The organism is Mycobacterium sp. (genome assembly GCF_049683355.1).
In the GTDB taxonomy this organism is placed as follows: Bacteria; Actinomycetota; Actinomycetes; order Mycobacteriales; family Mycobacteriaceae; genus Mycobacterium.
The window spans coordinates 22,383-39,778 of record NZ_JBAUJB010000051.1 but is presented as its reverse complement, the minus strand read 5'-3'; the positions used below and the strand labels follow the sequence as shown (position 1 = coordinate 39,778).

The 17,396-nt window shown below is 68.3% G+C and carries 19 protein-coding genes and 2 pseudogenes; 6 read left to right on the top strand and 15 right to left on the bottom strand.

Annotation, left to right across the window (positions count from 1 at the left end; all coding sequences use genetic code 11):
• Positions 1 to 521 (top strand): cytochrome P450 (locus WA944_RS03130; protein ID WP_526646263.1); only part of this gene is annotated, 521 nt, incomplete at its 5' end.
• Here the strand turns inward: WA944_RS03130 and egtE are convergent.
• The 8 genes and pseudogenes from egtE to WA944_RS03090 form a co-directional block, all read right to left on the bottom strand.
• A complete protein-coding gene (egtE, locus tag WA944_RS03125; RefSeq protein WP_526646261.1) occupies positions 511 to 1,605 on the bottom strand; it encodes an ergothioneine biosynthesis PLP-dependent enzyme EgtE in 1,095 nt (364 codons plus the stop codon). The genes WA944_RS03130 and egtE overlap by 11 nt on opposite strands.
• Positions 1,602 to 2,576: an L-histidine N(alpha)-methyltransferase gene (gene egtD / locus WA944_RS03120; protein ID WP_526372480.1), complete on the bottom strand. Its 975-nt coding sequence runs from the start codon at positions 2,574 to 2,576 to the stop codon at positions 1,602 to 1,604. The genes egtE and egtD overlap by 4 nt, the downstream gene beginning before the upstream one ends.
• On the bottom strand, positions 2,576 to 3,265 hold the full coding sequence (gene egtC / locus WA944_RS03115) for an ergothioneine biosynthesis protein EgtC (protein WP_526372481.1): 690 nt from the start codon (positions 3,263 to 3,265) through the stop codon (positions 2,576 to 2,578). Before egtC ends, egtD begins: the two co-directional genes overlap by 1 nt.
• Positions 3,258 to 4,553 carry an ergothioneine biosynthesis protein EgtB gene (gene egtB / locus WA944_RS03110; RefSeq protein WP_526609970.1) on the bottom strand — a complete coding sequence of 432 codons (1,296 nt, stop codon included), beginning with the start codon at positions 4,551 to 4,553 and terminating at the stop codon, positions 3,258 to 3,260. The genes egtC and egtB overlap by 8 nt, the downstream gene beginning before the upstream one ends.
• On the bottom strand, positions 4,550 to 5,824 hold the full coding sequence (gene egtA, locus WA944_RS03105; protein WP_526646259.1) for an ergothioneine biosynthesis glutamate--cysteine ligase EgtA: 1,275 nt from the start codon (positions 5,822 to 5,824) through the stop codon (positions 4,550 to 4,552). Before egtA ends, egtB begins: the two co-directional genes overlap by 4 nt.
• Positions 5,825 to 5,965: 141 nt before the next feature.
• A complete protein-coding gene (locus WA944_RS03100) occupies positions 5,966 to 6,610 on the bottom strand; it encodes a sensor domain-containing protein (RefSeq protein WP_526368320.1) in 645 nt (214 codons plus the stop codon).
• Between the two features lies 1 nt (position 6,611).
• Positions 6,612 to 7,067, bottom strand: a complete 456-nt coding sequence (locus tag WA944_RS03095; protein WP_526368322.1) for an organic hydroperoxide resistance protein — start codon at positions 7,065 to 7,067, stop codon at positions 6,612 to 6,614.
• A gap of 35 nt (positions 7,068 to 7,102) precedes the next feature.
• A pseudogene (locus WA944_RS03090) lies at positions 7,103 to 7,986 on the bottom strand (CobW C-terminal domain-containing protein).
• Between the two features lie 107 nt (positions 7,987 to 8,093).
• On the opposite strand from WA944_RS03090, the gene rpmB reads away from it, so the two are divergent.
• The 4 genes from rpmB to rpsR are packed head-to-tail and all read left to right on the top strand — an operon-like array spanning position 8,094 to position 9,051.
• Positions 8,094 to 8,330, top strand: coding sequence for a 50S ribosomal protein L28 (gene rpmB / locus WA944_RS03085; protein WP_163886612.1), 237 nt, complete (start codon positions 8,094 to 8,096; stop codon positions 8,328 to 8,330).
• Positions 8,330 to 8,494 (top strand): 50S ribosomal protein L33, encoded by a 165-nt coding sequence (rpmG, locus tag WA944_RS03080; RefSeq protein WP_159228778.1) that lies wholly within the window; start codon positions 8,330 to 8,332, stop codon positions 8,492 to 8,494. The genes rpmB and rpmG overlap by 1 nt, the downstream gene beginning before the upstream one ends.
• 3 nt (positions 8,495 to 8,497) lie before the next feature.
• The gene (gene rpsN / locus WA944_RS03075; RefSeq protein WP_526607983.1) at positions 8,498 to 8,803 is read left to right on the top strand and encodes a 30S ribosomal protein S14; all 306 of its coding nucleotides are present in this window, start codon (positions 8,498 to 8,500) and stop codon (positions 8,801 to 8,803) included.
• Positions 8,800 to 9,051, top strand: a complete 252-nt coding sequence (rpsR, locus tag WA944_RS03070; protein WP_526371355.1) for a 30S ribosomal protein S18 — start codon at positions 8,800 to 8,802, stop codon at positions 9,049 to 9,051. The genes rpsN and rpsR overlap by 4 nt, the downstream gene beginning before the upstream one ends.
• Here the strand turns inward: rpsR and WA944_RS03065 are convergent.
• From WA944_RS03065 to WA944_RS03050, 4 genes and pseudogenes are all read right to left on the bottom strand, one after another.
• A complete protein-coding gene (locus tag WA944_RS03065; RefSeq protein WP_526371353.1) occupies positions 9,048 to 10,637 on the bottom strand; it encodes a dihydroxyacetone kinase subunit DhaK in 1,590 nt (529 codons plus the stop codon). The two genes, rpsR and WA944_RS03065, sit on opposite strands and share 4 nt — an antisense overlap.
• Positions 10,615 to 10,689, bottom strand: a pseudogene (locus tag WA944_RS03060) (hypothetical protein); the annotation flags it as partial. The gene WA944_RS03065 and the pseudogene WA944_RS03060, both read right to left, overlap by 23 nt.
• 103 nt (positions 10,690 to 10,792) lie before the next feature.
• Complete coding sequence (locus WA944_RS03055; protein ID WP_526371351.1) at positions 10,793 to 12,238, bottom strand: catalase; 1,446 nt, start codon at positions 12,236 to 12,238, stop codon at positions 10,793 to 10,795.
• Positions 12,239 to 12,336: 98 nt separating this feature from the next.
• Positions 12,337 to 12,759: a hypothetical protein gene (locus tag WA944_RS03050; RefSeq protein WP_526646257.1), complete on the bottom strand. Its 423-nt coding sequence runs from the start codon at positions 12,757 to 12,759 to the stop codon at positions 12,337 to 12,339.
• A gap of 133 nt (positions 12,760 to 12,892) precedes the next feature.
• Between WA944_RS03050 and WA944_RS03045 the strand changes: the two genes are divergently transcribed.
• The gene (locus tag WA944_RS03045; protein WP_526371347.1) at positions 12,893 to 13,636 is read left to right on the top strand and encodes a hypothetical protein; all 744 of its coding nucleotides are present in this window, start codon (positions 12,893 to 12,895) and stop codon (positions 13,634 to 13,636) included.
• 209 nt (positions 13,637 to 13,845) lie between these two features.
• On the opposite strand, the gene WA944_RS03040 is transcribed toward WA944_RS03045, so the two are convergent.
• From WA944_RS03040 to WA944_RS03030, 3 genes are read right to left on the bottom strand one after another with little or no spacing between them, the layout of a single operon-like run.
• Complete coding sequence (locus WA944_RS03040) at positions 13,846 to 14,949, bottom strand: DUF4185 domain-containing protein (protein ID WP_526371345.1); 1,104 nt, start codon at positions 14,947 to 14,949, stop codon at positions 13,846 to 13,848.
• 5 nt (positions 14,950 to 14,954) lie between these two features.
• A complete protein-coding gene (locus WA944_RS03035; RefSeq protein WP_526607715.1) occupies positions 14,955 to 15,989 on the bottom strand; it encodes an aspartate-semialdehyde dehydrogenase in 1,035 nt (344 codons plus the stop codon).
• 33 nt (positions 15,990 to 16,022) lie between these two features.
• Entirely contained in the window at positions 16,023 to 17,288 is a 1,266-nt protein-coding gene (locus WA944_RS03030) for an aspartate kinase (RefSeq protein ID WP_526372814.1), read from the bottom strand.
• Positions 17,289 to 17,396 lie beyond the last annotated feature (108 nt).

Genomic DNA, 17,396 nt, shown 5'->3' with positions numbered 1-17,396 from the left:
GCCTGCTGGTGCTCGTCGCGGGCAACGAGACGACGCGCAACCTGATCGCGCTGGGCACTCTGGCACTGATCGAGAAACCCGAGCAGTTCCAGTTGCTGCGTGCCCATCCCGAGTTGATGACCTCTGCTGTCGAGGAGCTGCTGCGCTACACCTCGCCGGTGGCCAACATGTCTCGATGCGCCACCCGCGACGTCGAGATCCGCGGACAGCTGATCCGCGAGGGACAGTACGTCACCATGCTCTATGGCTCGGCCAACCGCGATGAAGAGGTGTTCGGCCCGACCTCCGAGCAGCTGGACATCACCCGGAACCCGAACCTGCACTTGGCGTTCGGGTGCGGCGAGCACTCCTGCCTGGGGGCACAACTGGCCCGCCTGGAGGCCCGGGTGTTGTTCGAGGAGCTGCTGATGCGTTTCGAGCACATCGACCTCGATGGTGCGGTGGTGCGCATGAAGGCGACGATGGTGCCCGGTGTCAAACAGATGCCGGTCCGGCTGGTCACGACGACGGTCAGCGCGTAGCCGCGGCCAGCGCCTCGACGAGTGTCTCGAGGTCGGCGTCGGTGACGTCGACGTGCGGCGAGACCCGAAGCGCCGGATGTGTCATCTCCCGCGGCGCTCGCTCACGGCCCAGATAGGTCGTCACGACGGAGTGCTCGGCGATCAACTTGGCCCGCACCGCCATCGGATCGGTCCCGTCGGGCGGCCGGAGGGTGGTTATGGCGCTGGGTTCCTCAACCCGCTCGAGAACCGTCCACCCCCGGGCACCTGCCAGCGCCGTGCGGGTGGCCACGCCGACCTCACGCAGTCGAGCCTGTACATGCTGCGCACCTGCTGCCATGTACTCCCCCAGCGCGACCGAAAGGCCGACGTGCAGGCCGACATTCGCTTCGGTGTGGCCGATGCGTTGTGGTGTGGGCTCTGACAGCAGTCCCGGTCTGGTCGCCAGCATGCCGACACCGCGCGGACCTGCAGTCCACTTCCGCGACGACGAGTAGAACGCGTCGGCACCGATTCCGGCGCAGTCGAGATGTCCGAAACCCTGTGCGGCGTCGACGATCAGCGGGATTCCGTGCCCCCGGCACGCGGCGACCATGTCGTGCACCGGCTGCACCACGCCGCTGTGGCTGCCCAGCATGGTGAAATGCACCAGCGCCGGCGGGTTCGACGCCAGAAACGCCCCGAGCGCGTCGAGATCCAGACGGCCGAACCCGTCGACCGGCAACTCGCGGATCTCGAAACCATGGCGGGCCATGATCATCAGGTTGGGACCGAACTCACCGGGCAGACAGGCCAGACTCCGCTCACCGGCCCAGTCGCCGAGCAGGATGTCGAGCGCGTTGTTGGATCCGGTGGTGAAGACGACGTCGGCGTCGCTCATCCCGGCAAGCGCCCGCACCGCGGCGCGGCCCGCTTCCAGCACCGGGGACGCGGCTTCCGCTGCGACATAACCACCCACCTCCGCCTCGTGGCGCGCATGCTCGGCCGAGGCGTTGATCACGGCGACGCTCTGGCGGGAGCAGGCCGCGCTGTCGACGTGCACACCGGCGACGGGGGGTCGCGCCGCGCGCCAGCTCTGCGCGAGCGTCCCCTGCGTTCGGGTCATTCCAGCACCGAGAGTGAGAGGCCGAAATCACCGGAATCATCGGTCCACCAATGGGTTCGGCGCATCCCGGCAGCCGACAGCTCGGTGTCCACCCGGGATCGTCGGAACTTGCTCGACACCTCGGTGAGCATCTCCTCACCCTCGGCGAAGTCGACGTCCAGCTCCAGCGCGGCGATCCGGACCCGCTGAGCCCTGGTGGACCGCAGCCACATCTCGATGCGTTCCTCGGCTTCGTTCCACCGTGCGACATGTTCGAACGCGTCGATGTCGAAGTCCGCCCCCAGTTCCCGGTTCACCACCGTCAGCACATTCTGGTTGAATCGGGCGGTCACGCCGGCGCTGTCGTCGTAGGCGCGGACCAGCCGGTCGGTGTCCTTGACCAGATCGGTGCCCAACAGCAGCGAGTCACCCGGTTGGAGCAGATCGGCCACCGAGGACAGGAAGTCCGCCCGCGGGCCGGGGGTCAGGTTGCCGATGGTGGATCCCAAGAACGCCACCAGCCGACGGCCGGTGCTCGGGATCTTGCCCAGATGCTCTTCGAAATCCCCACAGACGGCCTCGATCTCGACACCGGGATACTCCCGCTCGATGGCCGACCCTGCCGTCTTCAGGACGCTGACATCCACGTCGAACGGGACGAAGCGACGCAGCGCCCCCTGGTCTCGCAGGGCGTCGAGCAGCATCCTGGTCTTCTCCGAGGTGCCGCTGCCGAGCTCCACCAATGTGTCGGCACCGGAAGCGGCAACGATCTCGTCGGCGTATGTCTGGAGGATCTGCGCCTCCGCGCGGGTCGGATAATACTCCGGCAGCCGGGTGATCTGGTCGAACAGGTCACTGCCAACCGAGTCGTAGAACCATTTGGGGGGCAACGACTTCGGATTCTGCGTCAGACCGTGGCGGACGTCGCGACGCAGCGCCTCCTCGGCGGCGTCGGCGGCCAGGTAGTTCGAGATCGAGAGTTGAGAAGTCATCACGGTCCTTTCAGCGGGGTGAGATGCACACGGGTGGCGGTGGCCTGCACCAGGTGCCGGTCCGGGATCTCCTGCCAGGCGGGATCGTCGTCGTAGGGCTCGCTGGCCAGCACCACGCCGTCGTCTCGGCGCAGCACCGACAACGTGTCTCCCCAGGTGGTGGCGATCAGGCGGTCGCCGTCGGCGGCCAGGACGTTCAGTCGGGCGTTCGGATCGTCGGCCGCCACCTCGACCACGGTCTCGGCCAGCCGATCCATTCCCCGGTCGAAGATCAACGCCGCCAGCAGTGCGCTGTCGTTGGTCGACTCCGCACGCGTGGACGCAGGAAGTGCCGCCCGGTCGACGATCCCGTTGTGCGACAGCAGCCACGTCCCGTCGGTGAACGGCGCCGAGGCCGACGGTTCGATCGACATGCCCACGCTCGCCGAGCGGACCGCCGCCACCACGCAGTGACTGACCAGAGCGGGCGCCACCGACGCGAACGACGCGTCGCCCCACAGGGGCGTGGCACTGCGCCACCGACGCGGCACCGAGTCGTCGATGAACCCGACGCCCCACCCGTCGGCGTTCATCAGCCCGTGCTTCTGCCGGCGCGGCGCGTAGGACTGCACCAGCAGACCCGACGGCGGGTCGAGCACCAGCGAGGCCACCGAGACCGGGGCACCGAGCCACGCCAGATGCCTACACATGGTGGTCCCAGGCCAGCCGCACCCCGGAGAAGATCTGCCTGCGGATCGGGTGGTCCCAGTTGCGGAAGCTGGGGCGCAGGACGTTCGGCGAGACGGCCCACGACCCGCCGCGCAACACCCGGTAGTCACCGGTCGCCACACCCTCGAAGAACGGTTCGGAGTACGTGTCGTAGACCATCGGGGTGAAGCCCGGCCACGGCCGCAACGGCGACGTCGTCCACTCCCACACGTCGCCCAGCATCTGCTCGGCCCCGTAGGCCGAGGCGCCCGCCGGGTACGCGCCGACCGGCGCCGGTCGCAGCGCGTCACCGCCGAGGTTGGCCATCTCGGTGGTGGGTTGCGCGGCGCCCCAGGGGTACCGCCGCCGGGAGCGGGTGTGCGGATCCCAGGCGCAGGCTTTCTCCCACTCCACCTCGGTGGGCAGGCGGGCACCCGCCCAGGCCGCGTAGGCCTCGGCCTCGAAGTAGGTGACGTGCTGCACGGGTTCGTCGGCGGGGATGTCCTCGCGGTGACCGAACCGGGTTCGGGTGCCGTGCCCGTCCCAGAACAGCGGTGCCGTCAGGCCCGCCTGGCTGCGGTGGGCCCAGCCCGCCTCCGACCACCAGCGCCGCTGCTGATAGCCACCGTCGTCGATGAACGCTCGCCACTCGCCGTTGGTCACCGGCACCCGTCCGATCCGGAACGCCGGAACGTCGACGAGGTGCGCAGGACGCTCGTTGTCCAATGAGTACGGTTCCGTCGCGGCGTCCACGCCGAGGACGAACTCTCCCGCGGGCACCAGCACCGACGTCCCGGCCAACCCGGTGCGCCCCGCGGGCAACACGCTGCCCCGGTCCAGCAGCGGCGCGCCCGAGCGCAGGTTCAGCGCCTGAAGCATCGTCTCGTCGTGCTGGTTCTCATGGCTGACCACCATCCCGAACGTGAACGCGTCGGGGTGTCCGTCGGGCAACGCGTCCAGCGCGTCGAGCGCCCGGCCGCGCACCGTCGCGCAGTACCGCCGCGCCTCGGCGGGCGGGAGCAGCGGGAGGTCGACCCGGCTGGCCCGGGAGTGCGCGAATGCGTCGTAGAGCCGGTCCACCTTCGGGGACAGCAGACCCGGCCGGTCCGGGTCGCCACCCCGCAGCAGCCACAGCTCCTCCTGCTGGCCGATGTGGGCCAGATCCCAGACCAGCGGGCTCATCAGTGGGTCGTACTGGCGGCGCACCTCGGCGTCGTCGAAGTCGACGAGCCGCAGCGTGCGGGCCCTCGCCCTGGTCAGATCGTCCGCAAGCTGGTCGCGCTGGGTCAAAGCTCTCCTCGTGCCAGTTGGGTGACCGCGCCGGCGATCCCGTACCGGACGGCCCGGTCGGCGAAGTCGTCGCCCGGGCTGCGCCCCTGTTCGACCGAACGCGCCAGTGCAGTCATGGATTCCTCGAGTTCGGCCGGGGCGCGCTCGGCGGCGGCCTGTACACACCGGTAGGCGGCGCTGTGCAGTCGCCGGTCACGCAACCCGACCTGAGCGGCCCGGTCCCATGCGGTGGCCACGGATTCGGTCGCCTCGGTTGCGATGTCCGATGCCGCGGGGTCGTCGAGCAGGGTGGCCAGGGTGAACACCACCGCCGGCCAGATCTGGTCGGGCACGCTGTCGAGGTACCGGACCTCCAGGAATCCGCGCGGCCGCACCGGCGGGAACAGCGTGGTCAGGTGGTAGTCCAGATCCGCCGTGGTCGGTCGGCGGTCGTCGAGCAGCACCCGCCCGTCGGCCCAATCCGCGAACGGCACCCACTGGGTGACGGGTGTCGGGTCGGGATTGTGCACCAGCATCACCGGTGCGCGCAGCGCGTAGCGGGCCCAGTCCGAGGCCGGATCGTCGCCGCTCTCGCCCAGGATCGGCCCGCAACGGGCCGAATCCAGCTGGCTCCACACCCGTTGCCGGGTGGACCGCCAGCCGGTGAAGCGGCCACCGAACACCGGGGAATTCGCGGCGATCGCGATCATCGTCGGACCCAGCGCATGCGCCAACCGCACCCGATCAGCCCACGCCGCTCTCGGGCCGGCCTCGAGGTTGACCTGCACCGACGCCGTCGAGGTCATCATCGCGGCGCCCGCGGCGCCGGTCTGGCTCGCGCGGAAGAAGTGCTCCATCGCGTGATACCGCGCCCCGGGATTCACCCGGGCCGCCGGCCGCACCGGGTCCGCACCGAGCAGCACCAGCCCCAACCCGGCCTGGGCGAAGGACGGGCGCAGCGCCGCACGGTCCGAGGCCATCGCCGAGATCGCGGCCACCGGGTCAGCCGACGGCGGACCGGAGAGTTCGACCGCACCGCCCGGTTCGACCGTGACCACGCTGCCTCCCGGCAGCGGGGGCAGCGCCGCGATCGCCGACGTCAACTCCTCCCACCCCGGCCGCCGCAACGGATCCGCCACGTCATAGCAGTGCGCCTCGACCTCGAGTCCGACCCGGCCGACCGGCCCATCCGTCAGACAGTCGGCGACGAGGTGCTCGGCGGCTTCGGTGGCGCTGGCGAGTTCGCCGACTCCACAGTCGGCGGCACAGTCGGTAGCGATGGTGCGGGCCATGTCAGCCGCTCCCTCCGGTCTGGATGATCGCTGCCCCTCCATTTTCCAGAGGGCACCGACAAAATCTCGCGTTCGGCGGGTGACGCGTGGATGACGTGTGCCCTAATTCGACCCGCATTACGCGTCGGGCGATCGCACGCGTTACTGACCGAGGGTGTTCTGCATGGCGCCGGCGAGGACATTGACGGCGGGCCCGCCGTTACCCGACTGGCAGACCTTGGCCTGCAGCAGGACGTTCTCGCGTTTGCGCGTCGTCACGAAGCAGCGTCGATCGGTGCCGGATTCCTGCTTCACCCAGCTCGCGTCGGTCGCGCTCGCCGGCCCGCCGGTGAACGTCCACACCTGGGTGGTGAAGTTGTCCAGGTGCATCGCCGTGGTCTGGCCGCTGCAGCCCACGGTCCGGTCGACGACGCGCGCGAAGGCCCGGTCGGCGGCTTCCGGCGTGGCGAACACCCCGACCGCCTGCTTGACGAGGTGGGTCGAGTCGGTGGGCGACTCCTGGGCCACCGCACCGTTGAACGCGGCCAGGTCGGGGTCGTTGTACACCTCGGGCAGGCCGATGTCGGCCCAGTTGTTGCACACCGGGTTGTCGACGTAGAAGGCCTGGAACGGGTCGGTGAACGTCTGCTCGAACCCCATCCGCGCCCCGACGATGTTGCTGACCGAACCCTTGGGGAGCACGGCGTAGTTCACCACGCCGGGGTCGGACGGTCGCGCTACTGCCGGAGCGGCCAGTGCCACCGCCAGGCCCATACCCGCTGCCAGACCGAGTGCGGGGATTCTCATGTCAGACCTTCGCGGCGAGCTTGACGTCGATGTTGCCCCGGGTGGCCTTGGAGTACGGGCACACCCCGTGCGCCTTCTGCATCAGATCGTCGGCGACGCCCTGATCGAGGCCGGGCAGGTAGCCGATCAGCTCGACGGTCAGCCCGAAGCCACCGTCGTCGTCTTTACCCGATTCGCCGTCTCCGACAGCGGTCCCTATACCGACCTGGGCCGTGATGCCGCTCGCGTCGTCGAGCGTGACCTTCTCGTTCTTGGCGACCAGCCGCAGCGCACCCAGAAAACACGCCGCGTAACCGGCCGAGAACAGCAGTTCGGGGTTCACGCCGTCGCCGCTGCCCCCCATCTCCTTGGGGGGCCGGGTGTCGAGGTCGATCTTGCCGTCGGTGGACCTGACGTGGCCGTCGCGGCCGCCTCCGGTGGCAGTGGACTCGGCGGTGTACACGGCATCGATACTCATGGGTCCGATCATGCCAGCCGACATCAACGGCCAGGTCAACCCTCGCGGCCGAGATCCTCGACGTCCGACTGCCCGGTGCGGACTCCCTCATCGCACGGGTCGGCATGCCAGTCACCGAAGGGATCCCGGAAGCTCCGCCACTCCTCGGGACGGTCCATTTCGTCGTCGGTGAGCAGCGCGCCCTGCAGTGCCTCGCGGATCTCCTCCGGGTCCGCCCCGCAGACCAGCACCGTCATCGACGTGTGGCGATCCCCGTACCGGTACTCCCAAAGCAGGTCCGCGATCGCCCGGCGTTCCGGGGCGACGTAGGCGACTTCGCGAGACGTCATGGCCGCCAGCCACTTCCCTGCCTGGGAGACCCGCAGTCCACCGCCGGCCGACTCCAGCCACATCACCCGGTCGGGCTGACTGGCCAGCCACAACCGGCCGCGGCTGCGGATCACCCCGTCCAACAGCAGGTCCCCAGCCGAGTGCAGACGATCCGGATGAAACGGGCGGCGGGCCCCGAACTCGAGGATCCGGACCGGTCCGGCGACGTCCAGCGGTGGCTGCCCGGCGAGCAGCGGCCACCGAGACGTCACGGGCCGTCGGCGAATGGGTGATCGCAAAGCAGACCGGTTCCGGCTCCATCCACGGGCCCAACCGGACGGCGATGCGGGTGACGTCAGGCCTGCGGTGCAGGTGTCGCAGGTGTTCCAGCAGATCGTTGCGCACGGTGCAGGACACGCAGCCGTGGGCGAGTTCGAGCACCGAGTCGGCCGTCAGCCTGACCCCCCCGCTGCACGAGGGTGGTTCTGCGATGCACGACGTGCCCGTCGAACCGGTGTTCCACCAACGCCGTGCCCGGACCGGAGAGCAGCATGCCGGCGATGTCCTCGCTATCGCTCTGGCCGGTCACGACGACGACTGGGGTGCGCATCCACTTCTCCTCTATACAGAAATGATTTTCATTTACTACGCGTTGACGCTACAGTCCTGATTCGGGCTTGTCGAAAATCATTGTCAGTAACGATCGTAAGGAGAGCCGTGTCCGCCCATTGCCAGGTCACCGGTCGCTCGCCCGGTTTCGGCAACTCGGTGTCGCATTCACACCGCCGCACCCGCCGTCGCTGGAACCCCAACATCCAGCGCAAGACCTACTTCCTGCCGTCGGAGGGCCGCCGGGTCACGCTGCGGGTGAGCACCAAGGGCATCAAGATCATCGACCGCGACGGAATCGAGTCGGTGGTTGCCCGGCTGCGCCGTGACGGGCAGAAGATCTGATGGCCCGCAATGAGATCCGCCCGCTGGTCAAGCTGCGTTCCACAGCAGGCACCGGCTACACCTACATCACCCGGAAGAACCGCCGCAACGACCCTGACCGGCTGACGCTGCGCAAGTACGACCCGGTCGTCCGCAAGCACGTCGACTTCCGAGAGGAGCGCTGAACGATGGCCAAGTCATCCAAAATCGCCAAGAACGAGCAGCGGCGCGTCATCGTGGCCCGCTACGCCGAGCGGCGAGCCGAGCTCAAACGGATCATCAAGTCACCGTCGACCACGCCCGAGGCCCGCGTTGCGGCGCAGGCCGAGCTGGCACGCCAGCCACGCGACGCGAGCGCGGTGCGGGTGCGCAACCGCGACGCGGCCGACGGCCGGCCCCGCGGCTACCTGCGCAAGTTCGGGCTGTCCCGGGTGCGGGTCCGGGAGCTCGTCCACGAGGGGCAGCTGCCCGGCGTGCGGAAGTCCAGCTGGTGAGGGGCAAGAAGCGGGAGCTCGCCGCCCCGAAGAAGCGGCGCAACCTGTTGAAGCAGCTCGATGTCGACAGGGTCGACTACAAGGACACCCCGACCCTGCGGCAGTTCATCTCCGAACGCGGCAAGATCCGGTCCCGCTCCGTGACCGGGCTGACCGTGCAGCAGCAGCGCCAGGTCACCACGGCGATCAAGAATGCCCGGGAGATGGCGCTGCTGCCGTACCCCGGTCAGGGCCAGGGGCAGCGCTAGCCAGAGCCGGTTTGCGGCAACAACGCATCTGCTGATGCGCCGAGCCCTGACGGTGACCCCGACGCCGCGTCCCAGAGCTCGGCCGCCAGCCAGGCGATCGCCACGGCGCCGGGATCGGGCGATCCGAGGACCCGGTCACCCACATACGCGGCGCGGCCTCGACGAGCGGTCATGTCCCGAGTGCGCTCCGCGGCAGCTATCGCCGACCTGGGCGCCGCTTCGTCGAGCACCTCCTGGTCCCGCGAGGCGGTGTCGTCCATGATGCCCGCGAGAGTGTCGACGAGTGTGCGATCACCGCGCTGCGCACCGCCGGCACGTTGCACAGCGGTGAGGGCATCGGAAAACCCGGCGAGCAACGCCGCGGGCAGGTCGGCGGCAGCAGCACCGTCGATACGTGCCGCCAGTGCGCCGAACACCAGACCCAGCAGCGGCCCGCTGGACCCTCCGACGTCATCGAGGTACGCCGACGCCAGATGTCCGGTGTCCGAGCCGAGGTCGCCGTCGGGTCCACTGCGGGCAACCGCCTTGGACACCCCCGCTGCGAGGTTGTCCCCGAAATCACCGTCACCCGCTACCTGGTCGAGCGCGTTGAACCGAGACCGGCGCTGCTCGACGCGCTCGGCCAGGCCCGCCAACCACGGCGACGGTGGGCTGCTCGTCTCCTGGTTCGCAGCCGGGGTGGACTGACCGGCGACGACCGAGAACGCACGCGGCGTCGGGAGTGCGGCAGTGTCGTGGTCGGCGAGCCAGTAGTCCAACCAGCTGGGGCCGGCCGCCACCAACGTGAGGCTGAGTCCCCGCATGTCCAGCGCGGTGCAGTAGGCACCGGCGACCATGCTCTGGATCTGGATCTCACGACCCGCCAGGGACTGACCGACCGCGTCGGCGACGTGCAGAAGCTCCAGGTGCCCGATATCGCCGAGTCCGTTCACCAGCACCACGACGCCGTCGGGCACCGCCATGTCTGCCACGAGCTCGTCGAGCATCCGGTCCACCAGCGTGGGTAGATCGGAGGCCGGAATCCGCTCGCTCGCAGGCTCGCCGTGGATGCCCACGCCGTATTCCAGCTCACCCTCCGGTACGTCGAACGCACGGTCGCCGGCGTCCGGGTTGCGGTGCGCCTCTGCAGCCACCGCGATGGTCCGGGATCCCGCGACCAGGGAACGCCCCAGAGCGGCGAGTTCCTCGAGACCCAGTCCCGCATCCGCGGCCGCGCCGAGAACCTTTTCGACCACCACCGTCGCCGCGGTGCCCCGCCTGCCCACGTCGCCGGCTTCCCGTGAACCCCAGTCCTCATCGACGAGTACCTGCTCGACGGGGATGCCCTCGGACCGCAGTCGCTCTGCGGCGATCGAGAAGTTCAGCACATCACCCGTGTAGTTCTTCACGATCTGCAGAACACCTTCGGCGAGAGCGACTTTCGCGCAGGCTGCGTAGATCTGGCCGTTGAACGGCGACGTGAAGATCTCGCCGGGGCAGGCGGCGTCCAGGCCCGCCCGTCCCGACGAAGCCGGCGTGCATCGGTTCGTGGCCCGCGCCGCCACCGCTGACCAGTGCGACGCGCCGCTTCGGATCGGGCTCGGCATTCCACACGTAGGCCGGATCGGCACAGAACCTTATGGACTCCCCGGCGATCATCGCCGCTCCCGCGAGTGCGGAACTCACCCGCGCCGATCTCTCGGCGATGAACAGCTTCGTCATTGTCGGCCTTCCACGCGATTCGGTTGCGTCAGCCTCCCGGTCAGTCTCCGTTGCGCACACCTTCCTCGACCTTCTTGCCGAGATCGGGGTCGACGTTGCGCCAGTACTCGAACACCCGCGACAGCACCGGTTCCTTGACCCCGTCGGATACGTGTCCGATGATGTTGTGCGCCAACCGTTCCCGTGCTTCGTCGTCGAGGACTTCGCGAACCATGGTGCCGGCCTGGCCCCAGTCGTCGTCCTCGGCGCGTAACGCGTAGGCAGTGCGGACCATGTCGCCGTCGGAAGTCCAGTGCACTTCCGAGGCCCGCTTGGCGTCGGCCTCGGGACCGCCCATCGAGTTCGGCGTGTACACCGGATCCGGCGCATTGCGGATCCGCATCGCACCGTCCTTGCTGTAGGCGCGGACCTCGGTGTGCGGTTCGTTGACCGGGATCTGCTTGTAGTTCACGCCGAGCCGGGCGCGGTGGGCGTCGGCGTAGGAGAACCCGCGGGCCAGCAGCATCTTGTCCGGACTCAACCCGGTGCCCGGGACGATGTTGTTGGGTTCGAACGCGGCCTGCTCGATCTGGGCGTGGTAGTCGACCACGTTGCGGTTCAGCGTCATCTTGCCGACCTCGTGCAGTGGGTAGTCGCCGTGAGGCCACACCTTGGTCAGATCGAACGGGTTGAACCGGTAGGTCTTGGCGTCCTCGAACGGCATGATCTGCACGTGCAGCGTCCACGTCGGGAAGTTGCCCTCCTCGATCGAGTCGTACAGGTCGCGCTGGTGGTAATCGGCGTCCTCGCCGGCCAGGCGGTCCGCGTCTTCCTGGGTCAGGAAGTCGATGCCCTGGTCGGTCTTGAAGTGGTACTTGACCCAGAACATCTCGCCGGCGTCGTTGAGCCAGCTGTAGGTGTGGCTGGAGTAGCCGTTCATGTGGCGCCACGTCTTCGGGATGCCACGGTCACCCATCAGCCACGTGACCTGGTGCGCCGATTCCGGCGACAGCGTCCAGAAGTCCCACTGCATGTTGTGGTCGCGCAGGTTGTTCGCCGCCATCCGCTTCTGGCTGCGGATGAAGTTCTGGAACTTCATCGGGTCGCGGACGAAGAACACCGGCGTGTTGTTCCCGACCATGTCGAAGTTGCCGTCGCTGGTGTAGAACTTCAGCGAGAAGCCGCGCGGGTCACGCCAGGTGTCTGGGCTGCCGCGCTCGCCGGCAACGGTGGAGAACCGGGCGACCATCTCGGTCTTGACTCCCGGCTGCAGGAACGCGGCCTTCGTGTAGGCGCTGACATCCTGGGTCACCTCGAACTGGCCGAACGCGCCGCCGCCCTTGGCGTGGGGCTGGCGCTCCGGAATACGTTCCCGGTTGAAGTTGGCCATCTGCTCAATCAGGTAGTGGTCCTGGAGCAGGATCGGGCCGTCCGGGCCGACGGTCAACGAGTGCTCGACGCTGGGGATGGGCGCGCCGGCATCGTTGGTCGTGTACTTGTCAGTCATATGCCTTTTCTCCTCGGGGACGCGGCGGCGTCCCGGCTGAGCCGCCGTCCTCTGGCCGGTGTACCCGAAAGCCCCGCGATCCATCCGAGGAGTTCTGCTCAGGGTCGGGCGGGGCCAGGAGCGTCGTCCGAGCCGCCCGGCGACCGCGGCATCTGGGTCATCGGGCCGCCGGGACCGAACGGTCCGACAGCGCCTGGGCCACGTTCGAACTGGCCGTTCGGTCCCATCGGGAACATCGGCATCGCCGGGCGCACCATCATGTGATGGCCCCGGTCATGGCCGCGGGACCCTTCGCCGACCTCTTTGCCGACAAAAAAGCCGGTGCCGAAGATGACCGCGACGATGATCACCGATCCGGCCACGACGCCGACCCATGCGGCAGCTTTGTTGAGCCGATTGGATTCCTGTGCGTGGACCGGTTGCGGCGGTACCGGAGGTGGTGGCGCGTCCGCCTGCGGCGGGGATAGCACCGGTCCGGTGGCGGGTTCGGGGTTCTCGGGGGGCGGCGTTGGATTGCTCATGGCATCGATGGTGCGCTGCGATGCCCGGTGCCGGTTAGGTGCCGACTGTGAATCCGCTATGAGGCTGCAGGTGAACGGTTGCCGACACGCCGCTGTGAGACACTGGGCCGACGCGCGGACTCGTGGAGGCAGAGTGGGCGACCAGGACGAAGAGCTTGCGCGCCTCCGCCGGTTCCGCCACCGGATGGCCGCCGGCGACCAGGCACTGACAGATGCCTTCGAGGCTGCGCGCGCCGCAATCCCGGCGACGTCGGCGGCGATCGGTGTGATCTTTCGTGACGCAGTCAGTCATCTGCGCGCAGAGGGTGTCCGATCGGATCTTGCGGCGATCGGCCACACATCGACGTTGAGTTGGCTCATCGACATCGCTCCCGTCCGGTCCAGGATGACCGCGCTCGGCGAATGCTGGACCCTGCCCGGGGCCGGGGTGCTCGTCGAGGACGCCCGCTTCTTCGACTGGGTCGGTGGCGATCGGCTTTTCAACGTGGGCAAAGTGGACCTGCAGAAACTGCAGCGGGCACCTGCCGAGGTCTCGCCCTGGCCGATCCGCAAGTTCGCACGACAGAACGGCCGCTACGACGGACACGTCCGGCTGGTCGACCGGGATTGTGCGCCGATCCCCTACGCCCCCGACACGCTGCTCGCCGTCCCGATGATCGCCATCCACCAACGGGAGGACAGGTTGCGCATGCCGTGTTTCCTCGACGGCCTGCCACCCGAGTCGAGATTCGCTGCGTCGGACGACGGCCGCGCTTATCTGGTTCAGTACGACGCGGGCGAGAAGGGAGCGCCGGACCGGTGGATGGTGACCGACCTCAAGCGGCTTCTGGATTCCTCCTTCGAGCAATTGCTCGGCCCTGATCGAAGTGAGCGGTAACTCCTCTTTCGCAGTCTTGTCGGCCCGCCGTGCCAGACTCCGCGCCATGGCATTTCGATTTGTTGAGACGAACTACGAGGGACAAATCCATTCGCACAGTGACGGCGACTGGTATGAGTTCGGACCGAGCGGCATTCTGGCGGTGCACAGTGCCGCCGCGACACGGGATGCGGAGTTCTACGCCCCCCAGGCCAGCAAAACCCTTCTGACTAGGGCTTGATCGGGTTCACCGCGAACTGGATGACCCGGTACGGGGTGCCGCCGCGTGGGGTGGTGTTCCACTGGCTGACAAAAACCCGCACCGCATCCAGCGTCGACCCCGGGGAGATGTAGCCGCCGTACGGCTGCGCCAGCCGGTTGACCTCCGGCGGCGGGAGAACCTCGGCCGGGTCGGGCCATTCCGCGGCGAACACCACGGTCGTCACGGGTGCGGTGCCCAGACCCGTCGGAGCGTTGGCCACCCGCATCTCCATGTTCCCGGTGCTGGCGTTGAAATACGACAGCACGGTCCTGCCGTCGATCTGGCGCACGCTCATCTCCCCCACCGCATCCCGCCACAACGGCGTCGGCTCGAACCCCCAGCCCCGGACATCCGACCATCCCTGCCACGAGGCCCTGTCAGTGAAGGACTGCGGCGTGACCCGGTAGAGCACCACCGGACCGCTGCGGTCGAAATTGTTGGCCACGATGTAGACCCAGCCGCCCTCCGAGTCGCGCGTGGGGATCGGGTCGTAATAGCCGCTGATCTGGGACTGGCGCCCGTCCGCGTGCTCGGCGTCGCGAATCGATCCCGGGATGGTGGCCCACTCGCCCTTCCCCGCAACAGCTCTCACCAGCCTCGAACTCTGCGGTCGGAGGTTTTCGGTGGTGGTGACCAGCAGGTAGTTCTCGCGATTGATCTCGACGACTCCCGCAGGCAACTGCGACGCCCCCGGCGGTGTCGGGTCGGCCAGCAACGGGCGTTCGATTCCGGTCACCCCGTCGTAGCGCACCCCGCCCGGGTCGTCGAGGGAATCGTCTTTCACGTGCAGGGCGACCGGTGAGAACCAGCCGCCGAAGCCCACGCCCTGACCGCGGAAGCTGTCGCCGCACACCTGCAGGATCTGCTCCGGGAACTGCATGAACTCGCACAGGTCGGTCGCGCCGATGCCGTACTCCCCCGTCGGCGTGCCCGTACCCGCCGCCGGACCGATGCGGGTGACCTGCCCGGGCAGCAACGGAGGCAGCTCAATGGGCGTCGCACTCGCCGCCGGAACTGTATTCCACGCGAGAAAAGCCGCCAAAAGCCCTGCTGGAATACCGTTCCGGCGCAATGGAGTTACAGCTGGGCCGCGAGCAACTCTGCGATTTGGATGGTGTTCAGCGCCGCGCCTTTGCGCAGGTTGTCACCGGAGACGAACAGCGCCAGCCCGCGGCCGTCCGCCACGCCGGGATCCTGTCGGATCCGGCCGACGAGGGAGTCGTCCGCTCCGGCGGCGGCCAGCGGCGTCGGCACGTCCACCAGCGTCACCCCCGGCGCCGCGGCCAGGATCTCGGTGGCCCGGGCCACCGACAACGGTTCGGAGAACTCGGCGTTGATCGACAGCGAGTGCCCGGTGAAGACCGGCACCCGCACACAGGTTCCGGAAACGGCCAGCTCCGGGATGCCGAGGATCTTGCGACTCTCGTTGCGCAGCTTCTGATCCTCGTCCGTCTCGCCGGACCCGTCGTCGACCAGTGCACCGGCCAGCGGCACGACGTTGAACGCGATCGGCGCGACGTACTTGTTCGGAGCCGGGAAATCCACCGCGCCGCCGTCGTGCACGAGTTGTTCGGCGCCGTCGATCACCGCCCGCGCCTGGCCGGCCAGTTCTTCCACGCCGGCCAGGCCGCTGCCCGACACCGCCTGATAGCTGGACACGATCAGCCGTACCAGCCCGGCCTCGGAGTGCAGCGGCATCAGGACCGGCATCGCTGCCATGGTGGTGCAGTTGGGGTTGGCGATGATGCCCTTCGGGCGGTTGTGGGCATCACGCGCAAAGTTGACCTCGGAGACCACCAGCGGGACATCGGGATCCTTGCGCCACGCCGAGGAGTTGTCGACCACCACCGCACCCGCGGCGGCGAACCGCGGTGCCTGCACCCGCGACATCGTCGCGCCGGCGGAGAACAGCGCGATGTCCAGGCCCGCCGGGTCGGCGGTCTCGGAGTCCTCGACCTCGATCTCCTGGCCGCGGAACTCCAGCTTCTTTCCAGCGGAGCGCGCCGACGCGAAGAACCTCACCTCGGTAGACGGGAAGTTGCGCTCTGCCAACAGTTTCCGCATCACCTGGCCGACCTGGCCGGTGGCTCCGACAACTCCGATGCTCACCATTTCAGACCCCGTCGCTTCGCTCGCCCCGCCATTTCAGCGCCCCGTCCCCGCGTACACGACCGCTTCCTCGCCGCCGCCGAGACCGAACGCCTCGTGTAGCGCGGCGACGGCCCGGTCGAGCTCGGTGTCCTTGATCAGCACCGAGATCCGTATCTCCGAGGTGGAGATCAGGTCGATGTTGATGCCCGCCTCGGCCAGCGCCTCACAGAAGGTCGCCGTCACGCCGGGGTGCGACCGCATGCCCGCGCCGATCAGCGAGACCTTGCCGATGTGGTCGTCGTAGAGCACCCGGGTGAACCCGATCTCGTTCTGCAGCGAGACCAGCTTTTCGACGGCGCCGGGTCCGCTCTCCCGCGAGCAGGTGAACGTGATGTCGGTCTTGCCGTCCTCGACCTTCGAGATGTTCTGCAGCACCATGTCGATGTTCACGTCGGTGTCGGCGACCGCGCGGAACACCTGGGCGGCGTAGCCCGGCACGTCGGGCAGCCCGACGACGGTCACTTTGGCTTCGCCGCGGTCGTGCGCGACTCCGGTCAGGATGGCGTCTTCCATGGGGATGTCCTCCATCGATCCTTTGACGAGCGTGCCGGGCCTGTCGGTATACGACGACCGCACGTGGATGGGCAGGTTGTATCGGCGGGCATACTCCACGCAGCGCAACATCAGCACCTTGGCGCCCGCGGCCGCCATTTCCAGCATCTCCTCGAAGGAGACGGTGTCCAGGCGCCGGGCATCGGGGACGATGCGCGGGTCGGCGGTGAAGATCCCGTCGACGTCGGTGTAGATCTCGCACACGTCGGCGTTCAGCGCCGCCGCCACGGCCACCGCGGTGGTGTCCGACCCGCCACGACCCAGCGTGGTGACGTCCTTGGTGTCCTGGCTCACACCCTGGAACCCGGCGACCAGCACGATCTGGCCGTCGTCGAGTGCCTGCCGCAGCCGTCCCGGGGTGACGTCGATGATCTTGGCGTTGCCGTGGGTCCCGGTGGTGATCACCCCGGCCTGCGAGCCGGTGAACGAGCGGGCCTGCGCGCCGAGCGACTCGATCGCCATCGCCACGAGCGCGTTGGAGATCCGCTCGCCGGCGGTCAGCAGCATGTCGAGCTCGCGGGCCGGCGGCGCCGGGCACACCTGTTTGGCGAGGTCGAGGAGTTCGTCGGTGCTGTCGCCCATCGCCGAGACGACCACGACGACGTCGTTGCCCGCCTTCTTGGTCTCGACGATGCGCTCGGCCACACGGCGGATGCGCTCGGCGTCGGACACCGAGGATCCGCCGTACTTCTGTACGACGAGCGCCACTACTCAACCTTTCAACAACGTTGCGAAAACCGTTTCGACACACATCGGGGAACCAGGAGATCCCGTAAAGGATAAAGGTTGCGCGCATCCGGTTTATCCCGCCGGTAG